16 protein-coding genes are annotated in these 17,156 nt (G+C 56.4%); 14 read left to right on the top strand and 2 right to left on the bottom strand.

All coding sequences use genetic code 11. The annotated features are described in order from the left end of the window. The first annotated feature begins 15 nt into the window (after nt 1–15). The 3 genes from ABIE64_RS16415 (at nt 16) to ABIE64_RS16425 (ending at nt 1,714) form a co-directional block, all read left to right on the top strand. Entirely contained in the window at nt 16–489 is a 474-nt protein-coding gene (locus tag ABIE64_RS16415; RefSeq protein ID WP_354377985.1) for a nuclear transport factor 2 family protein, read from the top strand. Between the two features lie 7 nt (nt 490–496). Next, nucleotides 497–1,072, top strand: a complete 576-nt coding sequence (locus ABIE64_RS16420; RefSeq protein WP_354377986.1) for a TetR/AcrR family transcriptional regulator — start codon at nt 497–499, stop codon at nt 1,070–1,072. A 156-nt stretch (nt 1,073–1,228) separates the two neighbouring features. Then, complete coding sequence (locus ABIE64_RS16425) at nt 1,229–1,714, top strand: VOC family protein (RefSeq protein WP_063093097.1); 486 nt, start codon at nt 1,229–1,231, stop codon at nt 1,712–1,714. 7 nt (nt 1,715–1,721) lie between these two features. Here the strand turns inward: ABIE64_RS16425 and ABIE64_RS16430 are convergent, their stop codons facing one another. Beyond that, nucleotides 1,722–2,753, bottom strand: a complete 1,032-nt coding sequence (locus ABIE64_RS16430) for a LacI family DNA-binding transcriptional regulator (protein ID WP_354377987.1) — start codon at nt 2,751–2,753, stop codon at nt 1,722–1,724. A 185-nt stretch (nt 2,754–2,938) separates the two neighbouring features. On the opposite strand from ABIE64_RS16430, the gene ABIE64_RS16435 reads away from it, so the two are divergent. The 5 genes from ABIE64_RS16435 to ABIE64_RS16455 all read left to right on the top strand — a co-directional run bounded on the left by ABIE64_RS16435 (nt 2,939) and on the right by ABIE64_RS16455 (nt 8,930). Further along, entirely contained in the window at nt 2,939–4,492 is a 1,554-nt protein-coding gene (locus ABIE64_RS16435) for a sugar ABC transporter ATP-binding protein (protein ID WP_354377988.1), read from the top strand. After that, nucleotides 4,485–5,498 carry an ABC transporter permease gene (locus tag ABIE64_RS16440; RefSeq protein ID WP_354377989.1) on the top strand — a complete coding sequence of 338 codons (1,014 nt, stop codon included), beginning with the start codon at nt 4,485–4,487 and terminating at the stop codon, nt 5,496–5,498. Before ABIE64_RS16435 ends, ABIE64_RS16440 begins: the two co-directional genes overlap by 8 nt. A 64-nt stretch (nt 5,499–5,562) precedes the next feature. After that, complete coding sequence (locus ABIE64_RS16445; protein WP_063093093.1) at nt 5,563–6,531, top strand: ABC transporter substrate-binding protein; 969 nt, start codon at nt 5,563–5,565, stop codon at nt 6,529–6,531. Between the two features lie 142 nt (nt 6,532–6,673). Then, nucleotides 6,674–7,729: a sugar phosphate isomerase/epimerase family protein gene (locus ABIE64_RS16450; protein WP_354377990.1), complete on the top strand. Its 1,056-nt coding sequence runs from the start codon at nt 6,674–6,676 to the stop codon at nt 7,727–7,729. A 37-nt stretch (nt 7,730–7,766) separates the two neighbouring features. Then, nucleotides 7,767–8,930, top strand: a complete 1,164-nt coding sequence (locus ABIE64_RS16455) for a Gfo/Idh/MocA family protein (protein ID WP_354377991.1) — start codon at nt 7,767–7,769, stop codon at nt 8,928–8,930. A gap of 126 nt (nt 8,931–9,056) precedes the next feature. Here the strand turns inward: ABIE64_RS16455 and ABIE64_RS16460 are convergent, their stop codons facing one another. Further along, a complete protein-coding gene (locus tag ABIE64_RS16460) occupies nt 9,057–10,652 on the bottom strand; it encodes an MORN repeat-containing protein (protein ID WP_354377992.1) in 1,596 nt (531 codons plus the stop codon). A 423-nt stretch (nt 10,653–11,075) separates the two neighbouring features. On the opposite strand from ABIE64_RS16460, the gene ABIE64_RS16465 reads away from it, so the two are divergent. The 6 genes from ABIE64_RS16465 (at nt 11,076) to ABIE64_RS16490 (ending at nt 17,099) form a co-directional block, all read left to right on the top strand. Then, nucleotides 11,076–12,041 carry a 2-hydroxyacid dehydrogenase gene (locus ABIE64_RS16465; protein WP_354377993.1) on the top strand — a complete coding sequence of 322 codons (966 nt, stop codon included), beginning with the start codon at nt 11,076–11,078 and terminating at the stop codon, nt 12,039–12,041. 203 nt (nt 12,042–12,244) lie between these two features. Next, nucleotides 12,245–13,408: a TRAP transporter substrate-binding protein gene (locus tag ABIE64_RS16470; protein WP_071240782.1), complete on the top strand. Its 1,164-nt coding sequence runs from the start codon at nt 12,245–12,247 to the stop codon at nt 13,406–13,408. A 96-nt stretch (nt 13,409–13,504) separates the two neighbouring features. After that, nucleotides 13,505–14,077 (top strand): TRAP transporter small permease subunit, encoded by a 573-nt coding sequence (locus ABIE64_RS16475; protein ID WP_007088957.1) that lies wholly within the window; start codon nt 13,505–13,507, stop codon nt 14,075–14,077. Nucleotides 14,078–14,121: 44 nt separating this feature from the next. Then, nucleotides 14,122–15,543 (top strand): TRAP transporter large permease, encoded by a 1,422-nt coding sequence (locus ABIE64_RS16480; RefSeq protein ID WP_354377994.1) that lies wholly within the window; start codon nt 14,122–14,124, stop codon nt 15,541–15,543. A gap of 12 nt (nt 15,544–15,555) precedes the next feature. Then, a complete protein-coding gene (locus ABIE64_RS16485; protein ID WP_354377995.1) occupies nt 15,556–16,917 on the top strand; it encodes an amidase in 1,362 nt (453 codons plus the stop codon). After that, nucleotides 16,914–17,099 carry a hypothetical protein gene (locus ABIE64_RS16490; protein WP_007088954.1) on the top strand — a complete coding sequence of 62 codons (186 nt, stop codon included), beginning with the start codon at nt 16,914–16,916 and terminating at the stop codon, nt 17,097–17,099. Before ABIE64_RS16485 ends, ABIE64_RS16490 begins: the two co-directional genes overlap by 4 nt. Nucleotides 17,100–17,156 lie beyond the last annotated feature (57 nt).

Raw genomic sequence — 17,156 nt, forward strand, 5'->3', positions numbered from 1 at the left:
ATGAAGGAGAAAATCATGTCCGAACTACGTCAACCCCTGCCGCCCTTTACGCGGGAAACTGCAACCCAGAAAGTCCGCATGGCCGAAGATGGCTGGAACAGTTGTGATCCAGCGCGGGTGTCGCTGGCGTATACGGTCGATACGATCTGGCGGAACCGTGCGGAATTTGCCAATGGTCGTGAGGAGGTCATTGCCTTTCTGACCCGCAAATGGAACAAGGAGCTTGAATATCGATTGATCAAAGAGTTGTGGGCGCATGACGGCAACCGGATCGCGGTGCGTTTTGCCTATGAGTATCGCGATGATTCGGGGAACTGGTATCGGGCCTATGGCAACGAGAATTGGGAATTTGCCGACAATGGCCAGATGCATCGCCGGTTTGCCTGCATCAATGACATGCCGATCCGTGAAGAAGATCGCAAATTCTTCTGGGATCGTTCGGGGCCGCGTCCGGCTGATCATCCGGGCCTGTCCGATCTGGGATTATAAGTAAGCCATGCCAAAGATTATCGCGGAGCGTTCCGATGTTATTCCCGTCCTTGCGGAGATTTTCCGCGAGTATGGCTATGAAGGGGCGAGCCTTTCACTGATCGGGAGCCGGACGGGTCTGGGAAAGGGCAGCCTTTATCATTTCTTTCCCGGCGGCAAAGAGCAGATGGCATCCGAAGTGCTTCGCGAGATCGATGGCTGGTTCGAGGACGCGGTTTACAAGCCGCTGCGTGACGGGGATGACCCGCGGGCGGCGATCTTGGAAATGTGCCGGTCGGTTGCGACCTATTTCCGGTCGGGAAAGCGGGTGTGCCTGATCGGGGCGTTTGCACTTGATAATGTGCGTGACCGTTTTTCCGACGCAATCCGCGATTATTTTGCCGGTTGGCAACGGTCGCTTCGGCAGGCGCTTGTGCGGATCGGCCATGATGCGGACCGGGCATCGGATATCGCCGAAGATGCGATTTTATCGATCCAGGGGGCGCTGGTTTTGTCGCGTGCGCTTGACGATACGGCGGTGTTTGAGCGCGCCATGGCGCGGGTTGAAGCCGGGTTGCAGGCCGGGCCCGGTCAGGGGTGCTGACACTGAGCACCTATCGAGGTGCCGATACCATTGATGGTGTCAGAAATGACAGGTTGCCAGACGTTTGGCCCTTGATCATCGGGATCGGATGACTAAGTTTTATAATGATTTAGGGGCCTGACCCCAATCACCCAAGCGACAAATGAGGAGGCGTCCATGCCTGCACCCGTCAGTGTCGATCACTTGGCCTTTCCCACCCGCGATCTTGCGGCGACGGATGATTTTTATTCCCGTGTTCTGAAGGCCCGGCTGGTTCATGCCGAAAGCGGTTACAGTCCGTCGTGGAAAAGCGATTATCTGCTGATTACCTTTGCGCTTTCTGATGGGACGCGGCTGTCATTCTTTGACTGGCCAGCCGATACCGGGCCGTATCCCGATGATCCCGATATGCCAGATGACGTGTTTCATATCGGGTTGCGCTGCGATGCGCCGCGTGATGTGATTGCCTGGCAGAACCATTTGTTCCAGCACAAGGTGGTTTACCATAACGAGGATGACGGGAAATCGCGGCGGTTGTTCATCCGTGATCCGAACGGCATCCGGTTTGAAATCTTTGCCGCCGATCAGCCGAAATACAGTGGCGACCACGAAGATCGGGCGCGGGCCGTTTACGAGGAATGGCAGAAGATCGCCAATCGCTGATCGCTGATTAATTTGGGCAGGGGCCGGTGCTTTGGCGGATGATCAGCTCGGTCGGGACAATGACCGGATTTTCCGCCGGTTCCGGGATGGTTCCGGTTTTATCGAGCCGGGCGAGGAGCAGCGAAATGGCCTGTTCACCCAGACGTCGGCGCGGTTGACGCACGGTTGTCAGGGGCGGGTCGTAATTGGCGGCGAGATGGATATCATCGAACCCGACGACGGAAACATCGTGGGGCACGCGAAGCCCAAGTTCCTTGGCCGCGACAATGACGCCGATTGCCATGCCGTCCGATGAGCAGAAAAACGCCGTCGGGCGGTTTTTGATGTCTTTGAGCAGGGCGCGCGCCGCCGAGATACCCGATTCAATCGAAAAATCGCCGCTATAGATCAGGGACGGGTTGGCTTCGATGCCGCTGCTTGATAGTGCGCGGCGATATCCGGCGACGCGATCCGTCGTCAGGATGTTGCTGGCGGGGCCGGCGATATGGGCGATGCGGCTGTGGCCGAGGTCGAGCAGATGTTTGGTCGCGCTAAAGGCGGCCTTTTCATTGTCGATAATCACGGTCGGCAGGTTGCAGCCCGGAATGCGTTCGCAGGCAATGACCACCGGCGGGATGATCCCGCGCGGGGTGTTGGCCAGCGGTGCGGGCAGGCGACCATTGAGCAGGATCATCGCATCGGCCTGATTGCTGCGCAGATAGGCGGCGTAGGTGGCCTCGCGTTCGGGTTCGTTCTGGGTATCGCCGATCAGGACGTTATAGCCCGCCTTGCTGGCGCCCTGTTCGATTCCTGATAGAATTTCCGAAAAGAAGGGGTTGCCGATATCGGGTACGAGCAAAAGGATCATGCCCGACCGGTTCAGGCGGAGGTTTCGGGCCATGACATTGGCGGTATAACCGGTCGCGGCGATGGCGGTTTGCACCTTTTCGCGCGTGCTTTCGGAAACCACATGGGGTTTGTGCAAGGCGCGGCTGACGGTGGCAATGGATACCCCGGCATGTTCGGCAACATCTTCAATCGTCGCGATTTTTTCGATCATGCTTCTTCCTACTCTGCCGCTGATACGCTGTCCAGCGGCATTGATGCCCGTGCGAAGGCCGGATTTCCGACGTGATTTTCATCACAATGCGGTAAATGTAAAGGTTTACATAAATAATGAAAACGTTTACACAAGAGGCAATCAAAAGTTGATCGCATCAATGCGGCGCTAGGGAGGTTACATAGATGACGGATGCGGCTGTTCATGCCGTTAATCCCGGCACGGAGGGCAAAATACGCCTGTCCGGTCGGAAGATTTGCAAATCATTTGGCCCGGCCCAGGTGCTTTTCGATGTTTCCATCGATCTGTATGCGGGGGAAGTGCATGCGCTTTTGGGCGAAAACGGTGCCGGCAAATCAACGCTGGTTAAAATCCTGTCGGGCTATCACGAACCGACCGAGGGCGGGCTTGTCCTTGACGGGGCGGAGGTCAGCTTTGCCGATAGCGAGGCGGGCGAGGGGCATGGGGTTATCCTGATCCATCAGGAGCTTAACCTTGCCGAACAGCTTAGCGTTGAAGAAAACATCTTTCTGGGTCGTGAGATCAAGCGGGGATGGTTCCTTGATAAAACCGCGATGCGCGCAGAGGCCAAGCGGCTTCTGGATCAGCTTCAATGCGATGTCGATCCGCGTACCCGTATTCGTGAGCTTTCGGTTTCCGATCGCCAGATGGTCGAAATTGCCAAGGCACTTAGCAAAAAGGCCGATATCCTGATCCTGGATGAACCCACCGCGGTTCTGACCGGGCGGGAGGTTGAAATCCTGTTTGATCAGATCCGGCGTCTGCGCGAACAGGGTGTCGCGATCCTTTATATTTCCCACAAGCTTGATGAAATCAAGGCGATTGCCGACCGCGTGACCGTGCTGCGCGATGGCCGCCATATCGTGACCGAACCGGTGGTGGGGCTTAGCAAGGATGACATGGCGCGGCTTATGGTCGGGCGCGACATCAAACAGATGTTCCCGCACCGGGTTTCCGATACCAGCGCGCCGATTGTTTTATCGGTGCGTGATCTTTCGGTTCCGGGGCAGGTGCGCGATGCCAGTTTTGATCTGCATAAGGGCGAGGTTCTTGGCTTTGCCGGGATTGTCGGCGCGGGGCGGACGGCGTTGATGGAGGCGATCATCGGCCTTCGCGAGCGGTCATCGGGCACGATAGAGCGCAATGGTGCGCCGGTTCGCATCACCAGTTTGCAGGATGCCAAAAACAGCGGCATTGCCTATCTGACCAAGGATCGCAAGGGCAGCGGGTTGTTGCTGAATATGGATATGCGGCCCAACCTGACCTTGCTGGCGCTGGAAAAATTCGGGCGCGTGATTGTTGATCGCAAGGCCGAAGAAGCCGCCCTTGAAAAAGCGATTAAGGCATTTGACATCCGGGCGGCGGACCGCAAGGCCAAGGTCGGTGATTTTTCCGGGGGCAATCAGCAAAAGCTGTTGCTGGCGAAGGTCATGGAAACCGATCCGGATATCGTGATCATCGACGAGCCGACACGCGGCATCGATATCGGCACCAAAAGCCAGATTTACCATTTTATCGGCGATCTGACCGATCGCGGAAAATCCGTCATTCTCCTGTCGTCGGAAATGCCGGAAATGCTGGGCCTGTCAGATCGCATCGCGGTCATGGCGGCAGGCCGCATTACCGGCATTCTTGAAGGAAACGACCGCAACGAACATGAAATCATGCGGCACGCGACAGGAATTTCAGGCCAGGAGGGAGTGTCTGTTCATGAGTAGCCTTGAGCGCCGCGAGGCCAGTGCCTCGCCCCGTTTTTCCATCGATTTCAAGGCGCTTGGCCCGTTTATGGCCCTTGTCGTGTTGTTTGTTCTGGGAACGGCGATCAATGATGCCTTTCTGAGTGGCGGCAACCTTTCGAATATTTTCACCCGTGCGGCCTTTATCGGCATTATCGCGGTGGGGGCGACCTTTGTGATTACGGCGGGCGGGATTGATCTTTCGGTCGGTTCGATGGCGGCGTTCATATCCGGTGCGATGATCGTGGTCATGAATACGCTGGTCGAGACACTCGGACCGGGGCTTGAGACCGTTCTGATCGGGATTGTGGTAAGCATCATTCTTGGTATCGGGGCCGGGGCGGTGAATGGCCTGGTCAGTACCAAGGGCAAGATCGAGGCCTTTATCGTCACCCTTGGCACGATGGGGATTTATCGGTCGCTTGTGACCTATATGGCCGATGGTGGGACGCTGTCGCTTGATTTCGAGGTGCGCGGCACCTATCGCCCGGTTTATTACGGCGAATTGCTGGGCATTCCGGTGCCGGTTCTGGTGTTCCTTGCCGTGGCGGTGGCGGGTTATGTGTTGCTCAACATGACGCCGTTCGGGCGCAAATGTTTTGCCATCGGCTCGAACGAGCAGGTGGCGCGTTATTCGGCGATCCATGTCGACCGGGTCAAGACGATGACCTATGTCATTCAGGGGCTTTGTGTGTCGATTGCGACCATCATTTATGTGCCCCGCCTTGGGTCGGCATCGAGTTCGACCGGTGTTCTTTGGGAACTTGAAGCGATTGCAGCGGTGATCATCGGCGGCACGATGCTTAAGGGCGGTTATGGCCGTATCTGGGGCACGGTGGTCGGGGCGATCATGCTGACCACGATTGGCAATATCCTTAACCTTACCGATGCGATCAGCAATTACCTGAACGGGGCTGTTCAGGGCTTGATCATTATCGTTGCCGTGTTCCTGCAACGCGGGGACTGGCGACGCAAGAAAAGCAAATAACCGGCGATCAACGTCCGGTTCAAGATGACGTACAGAATCATTTTTTGATCAGGAGGAAGCTTGAATGAAAACGATTACAAAGTTTCTTGGGGCGGCCTGCGTTGTGGGCCTTGGTCTTGCATCGACCTTGGCATCGACCACGGCACTGGCACAGGAAAAAATCAAGATCGGGGTTTCGATCCCGGCGGCGACCCATGGCTGGGCTGGTGGTCTGAACTATCACGCCGAACAGGCCGAAAAGCGCCTTGAGGCGACCTATCCGAACCTTGATGTCATTGTTGTGACCGCCAATGGCGCGGGCGAACAGGCCAACGATCTTGAAGATCTGGTATCGGTTCAGAATATCGATGCGCTGGTGGTTCTACCGTTTGAATCCGATCCGCTGACCGTGCCGGTCCAGCAGGTCAAGGAAGCGGGCAAATTTGTTACCGTGGTTGACCGTGGCCTTTCGCTGCCGGGGATCGAGGATGTTTATGTTGCCGGTAACAACCCGGAACTGGGCCGTGTATCGGGCGAATACATCAAGGATCGTCTGGATGGCAAAGGCAAGATCGTCATCCTGCGTGGCATCCCGACCGTGATTGACGAGGAACGCGTCGAAGGTTTCATGACGGCAATCGAAGGATCGGATATCGAGGTCCTTGATATGAAGCACGCCAACTGGAACCGTGATGACGGGTATGAAGTCATGCAGGACTTCCTGTCGCGCTTCCCGGAAATCGATGCTGTCTGGGCGCAGGATGATGACATCGCGCTTGGCGTGATCGAAGCCGTCAAGCAGGCCGACCGGACCGATGAACTGTTCATCGTTGGCGGGGCTGGCATGAAGGACATCATCAAGCGCGTGATGGATGGTGATGAACTGACCCCGATTGACGTTCTGTATCCGCCATCGATGATCGCAACCGCGATGGATATTACGGCGATGAAGTTCGTTTCCAATGCGGCGGTTGAAGGCCGTTACATTCTGGGTGCGACCGTCGTGACCCAGGAAAATGCCGAGAACTTCTATTTCCCGGATAGCCCGTTCTGATCGGGTTTGGCGTGAGCGCATAAACGCGAGCAGGCAGAAGGAACCCCGCCCTGTCACGACAGGCCGGGCGGGGTTTGATTTTACATCACATTCGTCACCAGATGACATCCGGGCCACCCGGAAGAAAACACACGAGGTCAGTATGAAAACGCTTAAGGGACCGGCGATTTTCCTTGCCCAGTTTGCCGGGGACGAGGCCCCGTTTGACAGCCTTTCCAATATCGGACGCTGGGCGGCGTCGCTTGGCTATAAGGGGGTGCAGATCCCGAGCTGGGACAAGCGCCTGTTCGATGTTGAGAAGGCTGCCCAAAGCAAGGATTACTGTGACGAGGCCAAGGGCATTCTGGCCGAGCATGGTGTCGAGATTACCGAGCTTTCGACCCATTTGCAGGGGCAGCTTGTGGCGGTGCATCCGGCCTATGACGAGATGTTTGACGGGTTTGCCGCCCCCGAAGTACGCGGCAATCCCAAGGCGCGCCAGGAATGGGCGGTCAATCAGGTGAAGGATGCGATCAGGGCATCGCGCCATCTGGGCATTGGGGATCATGCGACATTTTCCGGTGCGCTTGCGTGGCCCTATGTCTATCCGTGGCCGCAACGCCCGGCGGGTCTGATTGAAACCGCGTTTGACGAACTGGCGAAACGCTGGTTGCCGATCCTTGATGTGGCCGAGGAAAATGGCGTCAATGTCTGCTATGAAATTCATCCGGGCGAGGACCTGTTTGATGGCGTGACGTTCGAGATGTTCCTTGAGCGGGTCAGGAACCACGCGCGGTGCAACATCCTTTATGATCCGAGCCACTTTGTGTTGCAGCAGTTGGATTACCTTGATTTCATCGATATCTATGCCGACCGGATCAAGATGTTCCACGTCAAGGATGCGGAGTTCAATCCGACCGGGCGGCAGGGCGTTTATTCCGGGTATCAAAGCTGGGTCGGGCGTGCGGGGCGGTTCCGGTCGCTTGGCGATGGGCAGGTTGATTTTGGCGCGATCTTTTCGAAGCTTGCGGCGATTGATTTTGATGGCTGGGCCGTGCTGGAATGGGAATGCGCATTGAAGCATCCCGAAGACGGCGCGCGCGAAGGGGCCGATTTCATTCGCAACCACATTATCCGCGTGACCGAAAAGGCATTTGACGATTTCGCCGATGGCGGCACGGACGAGGCCACCAATCGTCGCCTGCTGGGGCTTGATTAAGTCCGGCAGCAGAAAACCAATCAGGACGGAGATTGACATGACTGAGACGAAAAATCCGGCGCGGCGCATCCGCCTTGGCATGGTTGGCGGCGGGCAGGGGGCGTTTATCGGCGCGGTGCATCGCATTGCCGCCCGCCTTGATGATCGCTACGAACTGGTTGCCGGGGCGTTGTCGTCCAAGCCCGATGTGGCGCGTGCGTCGGCGGCGGAACTGTTTATTGCGCCGGACCGGTCCTATGACAGTTTTGCCGACATGGCCAAACAGGAAGCGGCGCGCGCGGACGGCATTGATGCCTGTGCGATTGTCACGCCAAACCACCTGCATTTTCCAGCCGCCATGGCGATGCTGGATGCCGGTATTCATGTGATTTGTGACAAGCCGCTTTGCCTGAATGTCGAGGAAGCCGAATTACTGGCAGCCAAGGTGCGCGAAACCGGCCTTCTGTTTGCGTTGACACACAATTACACCGCCTATCCGATGGTGCGCGAAGCCCGTCAGATGGTTCGTGACGGGAAGCTTGGCGATATCCGGTTAGTACAGGTTGAATATCCGCAGGGCTGGATGGCAACGCGCGTCGAGGATACCGACAACAAGCAGGCCCATTGGCGTGCCGATCCGGCCAAGGCCGGGATGGGCGGGGCGTTAGGCGATATCGGAACACATGCCCATAACCTTGCCGATTTTGTCACCGGGCTTGAGATTTCGGAATTGTGCGCGGATATCGACGCCATCGTGCCGGGCCGCAAGCTTGACGATAATGTGCAGATCCTGCTGCGCTACGATAATGGCGCGCGCGGGATGCTTTGGGCAAGCCAGGTGGCGATTGGCCATGAAAACGGCCTCAGGCTTCGGGTTTATGGTGACAAGGGCGGCATTGAATGGGCGCAGGAACATCCCAACCATCTGCATTACCGCCCGCTTGACGGTCGCCCGAAATTGATGACGCGCGGCGGGGCGGGTATTGGATCGGCAGGTTTGCGCGGGGTCCGCGTGCCGCCGGGCCATCCGGAAGGTTATCTTGAAGGCTTTGCCAATCTTTATACCGATTTCGCCGATCAACTGATCGCGCGGATTACCAATGGCAAGGCCGATGCGGCATCGATGCTGATCCCGGGGATCAATGAAGGTGTCAAAGGCATGAAATTTGTCGAGGCCGTGGTCCGTTCTGCAAAGAGCGGCGCGGTCTGGACCAAGATTTAAACGTTTATTCCCCGGGTATTATCCGGGAAAATAAACCAGACATCCTGTTCCCGTTTTTGGGTTCTTCCCGTCTGATCCCGTGTCAGGCTATCGGGCCGCCGCCAGCATGGTAGCGGCCCGTATTTTTCAGTTCCGCACAAATTCCTTGCCATCAATGGTCAGGATTCGGCCATTGAAGCTGCATCGTGCACTGCCTCCGGGGATCGAGGTGCGTTGCAGGACTGCGCCACTTGATGCATCGCGATATATGCCCTCATCATATTGGAAGGTGATGCTGTCCGGGGTCGTATCAAATTGAAAATCGATATCAAATTGATACTGTGCCCCGCCGCCATAGGTGAATTGCCGGAAATGCCCGCTGCCGCTGCCTGATCCGTTCATGGTGTAGGTGGTCAGGTTGCCATCGGCGCTAAAGGTGCCGGTGGCGGTGGTGCAGTCATCAGCCTTTTTCGGCATGGCGGCTTCGCGCGCGGCCTGTTCGGTGGCGGCTTTTCGTTGTGCTTCTGCTGCCGCAGCGGCGGCGGCCATTTCAGCCTTGCGCTGTTCTTCGCGTTTCTGGCGTTCAATTTCGGCAAGGCGTTTGTCTTCGGCAATCTTTGCGTTGAGTTCGGCTTCTGATGCCAGTTCCTTGCCCTTGTAATACGGACAGGTTCCATCAGGCTGCGAGACCGAACCACAGGGCCGCAATCCGATGAAATTTTCTTTCATTTCATAATTGTCGTATTCAACCCAGTGACCATCGGGGGCGGTCATGCGGCCCTTGCCCGTTGGGTTGCCCTTGGCGATCTCGCCTTCCCAGACCGAGCCGCTTCGGCGGTTAAGTTTGCCTGACTTGGGCACAACAACATCAAATGTGCCTTCGAAGGTTTCCCCATTCTTCCATTTTACAATAGGGCTGGGGTCCAGCCTGAATTCTGACTGGTCAAAGCGTCCGTCAAACCTGCCGCCATCGGACAGTTCGAACGTGCCCGTGATGCTTTCGGGGGTAATTTTCGCCTCGAAAATGCGGGCTTCTTCATTGCCATCATTCGATATCCGAACGGTGCCGGGGCCGTTGACTTCACCATTGAGTTGCGGGCCGAGAAACTCGAACTTCCATTGCCCGCTCCAGGCAACGACGACAGGCAGAAAGATGTCTTCGGCCCTGTTGAGTACAGTGGCCAACAGGAGCTGGTTTTCGTTGTAAAACGGAAAGCGTTCGGATTTTACGGAGTTGGAGAAATAGCCGTATTCTCCGGTCAAGCGCAGCGTTTCTCCGGCCGAAATCGTAACGACCCTGTCGAATTTATCGACCGTATTATGTCGGACGATGACACGATAATCGCCGGGCCATAGTTGAACGCTATGCGTATTTGCAACGGTCAGCATTGGCCCGTTGACGCCAACAAAATTTTGGCTGCTGGCGGTGGGATAGACAAAAAGATACCAATCGTCCCCGATTGGCCCACCCCCGCCAACGAGGAGGGATAGCAATCCCCATTTGTATGGCGACTTTTTTATCATGCTTTCAGGCGCTGCAGACGCGGTATTTGCTTCAGCGGAGGCGGCCTGCTTTGTTGCAGGCGCAGTGGCTGAAGTTTCGCTCGCATTGGTGAGCGTACTGAAAAAGTCGCTGGTCGCGGTGGTGATGTCGGTCGTCTGGCACCCGACAAGGGCAATGAGTGCGACAAGCAGGGTGCCTGCATGTGATAGGCGGCGTGCTTTGAAAACAGCTTTCTGCATAGATCCCCCCAATGCAGATCGAACATATCAATATTTGTGCATAGAAGCGTGAATTGGGAAAGAGGCAAAGGCAAACGCAGCGGCATGAAATTTGTCGCGGTGGTGGTTCACGTTGGTCCGAGTGGTACCCCATGCGGGGCCGCGGCCATCTTTGCGAAACGGAACCACCACGCAAATCGGAACATCCGGGGATAAACAGATGGCGATCATACTGATCGGCCGCCTGTTTTTTATCTGCGTTGTGATGCCGTTACGGAAAGGGCGATTCGGGCGGCTTTGGCGTGAAGCGTATCACTATCTGGTATTCCATCTGGTGGAAAAAACACCCCGATGAGTTGATCGTCTATTGCCCTGTTTGTCGCAAAGGTGTTTCATTGCATTATAAATAAAACTGCAATCCATGCAGGAAACAGGGAGTAGACGATGGCGGAAAAGCCGGTGCTACTGATCACCCGGCGTTTGACCGATGCGGTGCAGGCGCGTGCGGCGCGTGATTATCAGGTCATTCTGAACGACGCGGATCATGTGTTTTCACGTGAGGAGCTGCTTGCGCGCTGTCAGGATGTTGACGCCGTTCTTCCCTGCCATTCCGAACATTTCAGTGCCGATGTCATTGCCGATCTTGGTGATCGGTTGCGCATCATCGCCAACCATTCGGTCGGTGTTGACCATGTTGATCTTGAGGCGGCAAAGAAGGCCGGGATCTTGGTCACCAACACCCCCGATGTTCTTTCCGATGCCACGGCCGAAATCGCCATGTTGTGCATGCTAGGCGCGGCCAGACGTGGGGCCGAGGGCGATGCGATGGTGCGGGCCGGAAAATGGGATTTCTGGTCGCCGGCCTTCATGGTCGGGCGGCAGGTAACCGGCAAGCGGTTTGGTGTTCTTGGCATGGGCCGTGTCGGGCAGGTGGCCGCCGAACGCGCACGCGGTTTTGGCATGGAAGTGCATTACCACAATCGGACCCGTTTGCCCGACCCCCTTGAAAAAGGCGCTGTTTTCCACGACACGGTCGAAGGGCTTCTGGCGGTATCGGATGTTTTGTCGCTGCATTGTCCGGCAACACCGGAAACCACCGGCCTTATCAATGAAAAGACCATCGCAATGCTGCCGGATCGGGCGATCCTGATCAATACGGCGCGCGGCAATCTTGTTGACGAGGCCGCACTGGTCAAGGCGCTTGAAAGCGGCAAACTGTTTGCCGCGGGGCTTGATGTTTTCCGCAATGAACCGGGCGGAAACCCGGATCTGGCCGCCCTTAGAAACGTGTTCCTGTTACCGCATATCGGCTCCGCAACCGAAGAGACGCGTGATGCCATGGGGTTTCGGGCACTTGATAATCTTGATGCCTTCTTTTCCGGTGGGCAACCACGGGATCGCGTTGCCTGATCGCGGCGCCAAAAACAAAAACATGCTGCATCCCGGAATTCATCAGGGTCCGGGAAATAACAATCGAAGAAAGTTTTCCACATGGTGGAAGGCCAAATATTCGATGTTCCTTGTATCGGGTCTGTCCCTATGTAAGGCTTAAAATCATCGCCAGTTTTCCGCCAATTAGTTGTCGGTCGCGGCGATAATTCTGGGAGGAAGTAATGAAAAAGATACCTACGCCTGAAGACGTGAAGTCCAAGCAAGTGTCCCGCCGTTCGTTCCTTACCAAGGGTGCGACCGGTGTTGTTGCCGGTGGTGCTGCTGCTTCGGGGCTGTTTGCCGCCCCGGCAGTTCATGCGCAACCGGCACCTTTGGTCGTCAAAATGCAGACGTCCTGGCCGTCATCCGATATCTGGATGACGTTTGCCCAGCAATATGTTGATCGTGTCGAAGCCATGTCGGGTGGTCGCCTGAAGGTTGACCTTCTGCCGGCTGGTGCCGTTATCGGGGCATTCCAGGTTCTCGATGGCGTCAATGATGGTGTGATCGATATCGCCCATTCCGTGCCGGTTTACTGGTACGGCAAGAACAAGGCGGCGTCGCTGTTTGGTACCGGCCCGGTGTTTGGTGGTTCGGCCACCACCATGCTGAGCTGGTTCTATGCCGGTGGCGGTGAAGAATTCTATCGCGAGCTGACCCAGGATGTTATGGGGCTGAACGTGATTGGTCTTCTTGGCTTCCCGATGCCAGCCCAGCCGTTCGGCTGGTTCAAAGGCACGATTAACGGTGTGGCCGATATTCAGGGCTTCAAATACCGCACCGTGGGTCTGGCGGCTGATCTGCTGCAATCGATGGGCATGTCGGTTGCACAGCTTCCGGGCGGTGAGATCGTCCCGGCGATGGAACGCGGCGTTATTGACGCGTTCGAATTCAACAACCCGTCATCGGATATGCGGTTCGGTGCGCAGGATGTGGCGAAGAACTACTATCTGTCGTCCTATCATCAGGCGTCCGAAAGCTTCGAGTTCATCTTCAACCGTGATTTCTATGAAGATCTCGACCCTGATCTACAGGCGATCCTGCGCTATGGCGTGGAGGCTGCTTCGACGTCGAACACGGCACTGGCGATGGATAACTATTCGTCCGACCTGCAGAAACTTGCGGACGAAGGCGTTACCATCCATCGTACATCGAAGGAAATTCTGGCCGCACAGCTTGAAGCCTGGGACAAGCTGATCCCGCAGCTTGAAGAAGATCCGTTCATGAAAAAGGTTCTTGATAGCCAGCGTGCCTGGGTTGAGCGCGTGACCTATTATGAACTGATGAACTCGCCGGACTATCAGCTGGCCTATGATCACTACTTCCCGGGCAAACTGAAACTGTAATGAAACCGGCCGGTTTCATACGGTTTGTCTGAGCCAAAGGCTGCCCCGGGGACCAGTGGTTTCCGGGGCGGTTGCGACGGTAACGGAAAAGACTTCATGATCAGTTTTATTGAATTCGCGGACAAGCTTTCGGCCTGGTTTGGCAAGGCTTTCGGGTGGCTCATCATCCTGATGACGTTGGGAATGAGTTACGAAGTGATGGCGCGTTATGTTTTCAACGCACCGACGACATGGTCACTTGATGTGTCCTTCATCATGTATGGTTCGTTATTCATGATGGGCGGGGCCTATACGCTTTCACGCGGCGGCCATGTGCGGGGTGATTTCCTTTATCGTCTCTGGAAGCCACGGACACAGGCGAGTGTCGATCTTGTGCTTTACATCTTCTTTTTCTTTCCCGGTATCACCGCCCTGATCCTGTCGGGCTGGAAATATTCGTCACGGTCGTGGGGATACGGGGAAGTCAGCGTGAACAGCCCGGCGGGTGTTCCGATTTTCCAGTTCAAGTCGATCATGGTGGCCGCAGGCATTCTTCTGTTCATTCAGGGGATCGCACAGGTCATGCGCTGCATCATGTGTATCCGCGAAGGATACTGGCGGGGTGCTGATGACGATGTCCAAGAAACCGAAGAATTGCTGATGAAGCAGCATGTCGCAAAAGACAATTAACCAAATCGAATTCCGCGATAACCGGTCCGAACGGAGCTGCAAACGTGATTGACGCACATGTCGCCCTGATGATGCTTGGCATCTTCATTATGCTTGTTTTCCTTGGCTTTCCCGTTGCGTTTACGCTGATGGCGCTGGGGATCGGTTTTGGTTACTACGCCTATTTTGACGCAGGACGCATGTGGCGTGCCTTTAACCGTCTGGCCGAGGACAGCGATAGTCTGACATCGGCGATCACCTGGGTCGAAGGGGCGGTGAATAACCGGATATTCGATCTGTTCATCAACCAGACATATACGGTGATGTCCAACGAGGTCCTGACCGCGGTTCCGCTGTTCCTGTTCATGGGCTACATCGTTGAACGCGCCAATATCGTCAATCGGTTGTTTTCGACACTTAATATTGCCGCCAAAAATGTCCCCGGTTCGTTGGGGGTTGCGGCCCTTGTGACCTGTGCGCTGTTTGCCACCGCGACCGGGATTGTCGGTGCGGTGGTGACCCTGATGGGGATGCTGGCACTGCCCGCGATGCTGAAAGCGCGCTATGACAAAAGCTTTGCCACCGGTATCATCTGTGCTGGCGGGACGCTGGGTATTCTGATCCCGCCATCGATCATGCTGATTGTTTATGCCGCGGCGTCGGGGGTATCGATCGTGCGGCTTTATGCCGGTGCATTGTTGCCGGGACTGACACTGGTCGGGCTTTATCTGCTTTATGTGGTCGGGCGGGCCGTGTTGCAGCCCAAAGCCGCGCCGCGTCCGACATCGGATGAAATTCCCGATGTGCCGCTGCTCAAGGTTCTCTGGTTGCTGGCGACGTCGTTCTTCCCGCTGGCATTCCTTATTCTTGCGGTTCTGGGATCGATCCTGTTTGGTCTGGCAACCCCGACCGAGGCGGCATCCATCGGGGCGCTGGGCGGGATGGTTCTGGCGCTGGCGTATCGTGCGCTGACCTTTGACCGGTTGCGGGAATCTGTTTATCTGACGGTGCGGACATCGGCGATGGTGTGCTGGCTGTTTGTCGGTTCCTATACGTTCTCGTCGGTGTTCTCATATCTGGGGGGCGAGCATGTCATTGCCGAATTCGTTGGCGGGCTTGATCTGACGCCGCTTCAGTTCCTGCTGCTGGCGCAGTTGATCATCTTCCTGCTGGGCTGGCCGCTGGAATGGTCGGAGATCATCATCATCTTCGTGCCGATCTTCCTGCCGCTGCTGCCGCTGTTTGATATTGATCCGCTGTTCTTTGGCATTCTGGTTGCGCTGAACCTTCAGACATCCTTCCTGACGCCGCCAATGGCAATGTCGGCCTATTACCTTAAGGGCGTTTCGCCTCCGGGTGTTTTGCTGACGGATATTTTCAAGGGAATCATGCCATTCCTGTTCATGGTGATTGTCAGCATGGTGCTGATGTATACCTTCCCCCAGATCGTGTTCCATCTGCCTGATCTGTTCTATGGTGCACGATAGGAGGATGTGGTCATGACCCTTAATCCGTTGCTTAACCTTGACGTTGTTGAATTGCGCGACCGTCTGGCAAGTGGGGCGGTGCGCGCGGTGGAATATGCCGAGGCGTGCCTAGAGCGGATTGCGGCCCTTGAGCCTGAAATTCAGGCATGGGCCTATCTGGATGGTGATTACGTGATGACGCAGGCCCGTGCACTTGATGCGCGCCGCCAGTCTGGCATGCCCATCGGGCCGTTGCATGGGCTGCCGGTCGGGTTGAAGGATGTGATTGATACCGCCCGGATGCCGACAGAAAACGGTACCCCGCTTGATGCCGGGCGGGTGCCGACCGAGGATGCGGTGCTTGTCGAACGGCTGCGTGCGGCGGGCGCGATCATCATGGGGAAAACCGTTTCGACCGAAATGGCGTTCATGTGCCCGTCGAAAACCCGAAACCCGCACAACACATCCCATACACCGGGGGGATCATCGGCCGGATCGGCGGCGGCGGTGGCCGCGGCGATGGTGCCGCTTGCCGTGGGGACGCAAACCGGCGGGTCGGTTATCCGGCCAGCATCCTTTTGCGGGGTGGTCGGGTTAAAGCCGACCTTTGGCGCGATTGCCCGCACCGGGGTTCTGCCCCAGTCGCCGACGCTTGATACCATTGGTGTTTTTGCCCGGTCGGTTGAAGGGGCGGCATTGATTGCCGAAATCCTGTTTGGTCATGATGCCCGTGACCCGGCGACTATGCCGCAGCCGGTGCCAAGGTTGCTTCAAACGGCCCGGGCCGAGCCGCTGGTGACGCCGACACTGGCTTTTGTTCGTCCGCCGCAATTTGACACCGTGGCCGACGACGATACCGTGATGGCGTTTCGCGAATTGACCAGTATGCTTGGCGAACAGTGTTTCGAAGCCCCGTTGCCCAAGGCATTTGATGATGCGGCGGATTTGCGCGCCAAGATCAATTTTGCCGAAATGGCGAAATGCTATTACAGCTATGAAAAGCGCGGGCGTGATCAATTGTCCCCGCAGATGACAGAGGCGCTTGATGCGGGGAACAGGGTAACGGCGCGGGATTATCTTGCGGCACTTGATTGGCGCGATCTTTACAATGTTGCGCTTGATGAAGTGTTCCAGCGTTGCGATGCGATCATTACCCCGGCAGCGCCGGGACCGGCACCCGGAAACCTTGATACGACGGGAAATGCCATTTTCAACGGTCTTTGGACGTTATGCGGCACGCCTGCGATTACGGTGCCGTTGCTTTGGGCGGAAAACGGATTGCCGATGGGCGTGCAGCTTGTCGGGCGGCGCGGCGATGATGCGCGGTTGCTGCGAACGGCGCGCTGGCTTGTTGAATTTTTGTCGAATTCTGAAAATGAAGGAGCATCGTCATGACCACGTCACGTCTTGATCAGGCAATGGCGATCCTGGCCTTTATCGTGTTTGCCGGTTTTCTTGGCATTCTGTTTGGCTATGTCACGCGCTGGGATCTTGGCATTATGGTCGGGATTACGCTGGCGCTTTGTGGCTGGGATTTCTGGCATATGGGCACAGGGCGCAAAAGCGACCATCACTGATCGCTTTTGCCAGATATCGGATATCGATTAATTCAGGACGCGCCGGGGATTTGAAAG

It is taken from the genome of Thalassospira sp. MBR-102 (assembly GCF_040549275.1).
GTDB lineage: Bacteria > Pseudomonadota > Alphaproteobacteria > Rhodospirillales > Thalassospiraceae > Thalassospira > Thalassospira xiamenensis.

Bases quoted from the DNA above. Each gene is read 5' to 3' on its own strand.
- ABIE64_RS16455 (WP_354377991.1), top strand. From the start codon at position 7,767: ATGACTGAGACGAAAAATCCGGCGCGGCGCATCCGCCTTGGCATGGTT.
- ABIE64_RS16425 (WP_063093097.1), top strand. From the start codon at position 1,229: ATGCCTGCACCCGTCAGTGTCGATCACTTGGCCTTTCCCACCCGCGAT.
- ABIE64_RS16440 (WP_354377989.1), top strand. From the start codon at position 4,485: ATGAGTAGCCTTGAGCGCCGCGAGGCCAGTGCCTCGCCCCGTTTTTCC.
- ABIE64_RS16435 (WP_354377988.1), top strand. From the start codon at position 2,939: ATGACGGATGCGGCTGTTCATGCCGTTAATCCCGGCACGGAGGGCAAA.
- ABIE64_RS16430 (WP_354377987.1), bottom strand. From the start codon at position 2,753: ATGATCGAAAAAATCGCGACGATTGAAGATGTTGCCGAACATGCCGGG.
- ABIE64_RS16420 (WP_354377986.1), top strand. From the start codon at position 497: ATGCCAAAGATTATCGCGGAGCGTTCCGATGTTATTCCCGTCCTTGCG.
- ABIE64_RS16470 (WP_071240782.1), top strand. From the start codon at position 12,245: ATGAAAAAGATACCTACGCCTGAAGACGTGAAGTCCAAGCAAGTGTCC.
- ABIE64_RS16490 (WP_007088954.1), top strand. From the start codon at position 16,914: ATGACCACGTCACGTCTTGATCAGGCAATGGCGATCCTGGCCTTTATC.
- ABIE64_RS16475 (WP_007088957.1), top strand. From the start codon at position 13,505: ATGATCAGTTTTATTGAATTCGCGGACAAGCTTTCGGCCTGGTTTGGC.
- ABIE64_RS16415 (WP_354377985.1), top strand. From the start codon at position 16: ATGTCCGAACTACGTCAACCCCTGCCGCCCTTTACGCGGGAAACTGCA.
- ABIE64_RS16465 (WP_354377993.1), top strand. From the start codon at position 11,076: ATGGCGGAAAAGCCGGTGCTACTGATCACCCGGCGTTTGACCGATGCG.
- ABIE64_RS16460 (WP_354377992.1), bottom strand. From the start codon at position 10,652: ATGCAGAAAGCTGTTTTCAAAGCACGCCGCCTATCACATGCAGGCACC.
- ABIE64_RS16450 (WP_354377990.1), top strand. From the start codon at position 6,674: ATGAAAACGCTTAAGGGACCGGCGATTTTCCTTGCCCAGTTTGCCGGG.
- ABIE64_RS16485 (WP_354377995.1), top strand. From the start codon at position 15,556: ATGACCCTTAATCCGTTGCTTAACCTTGACGTTGTTGAATTGCGCGAC.
- ABIE64_RS16445 (WP_063093093.1), top strand. From the start codon at position 5,563: ATGAAAACGATTACAAAGTTTCTTGGGGCGGCCTGCGTTGTGGGCCTT.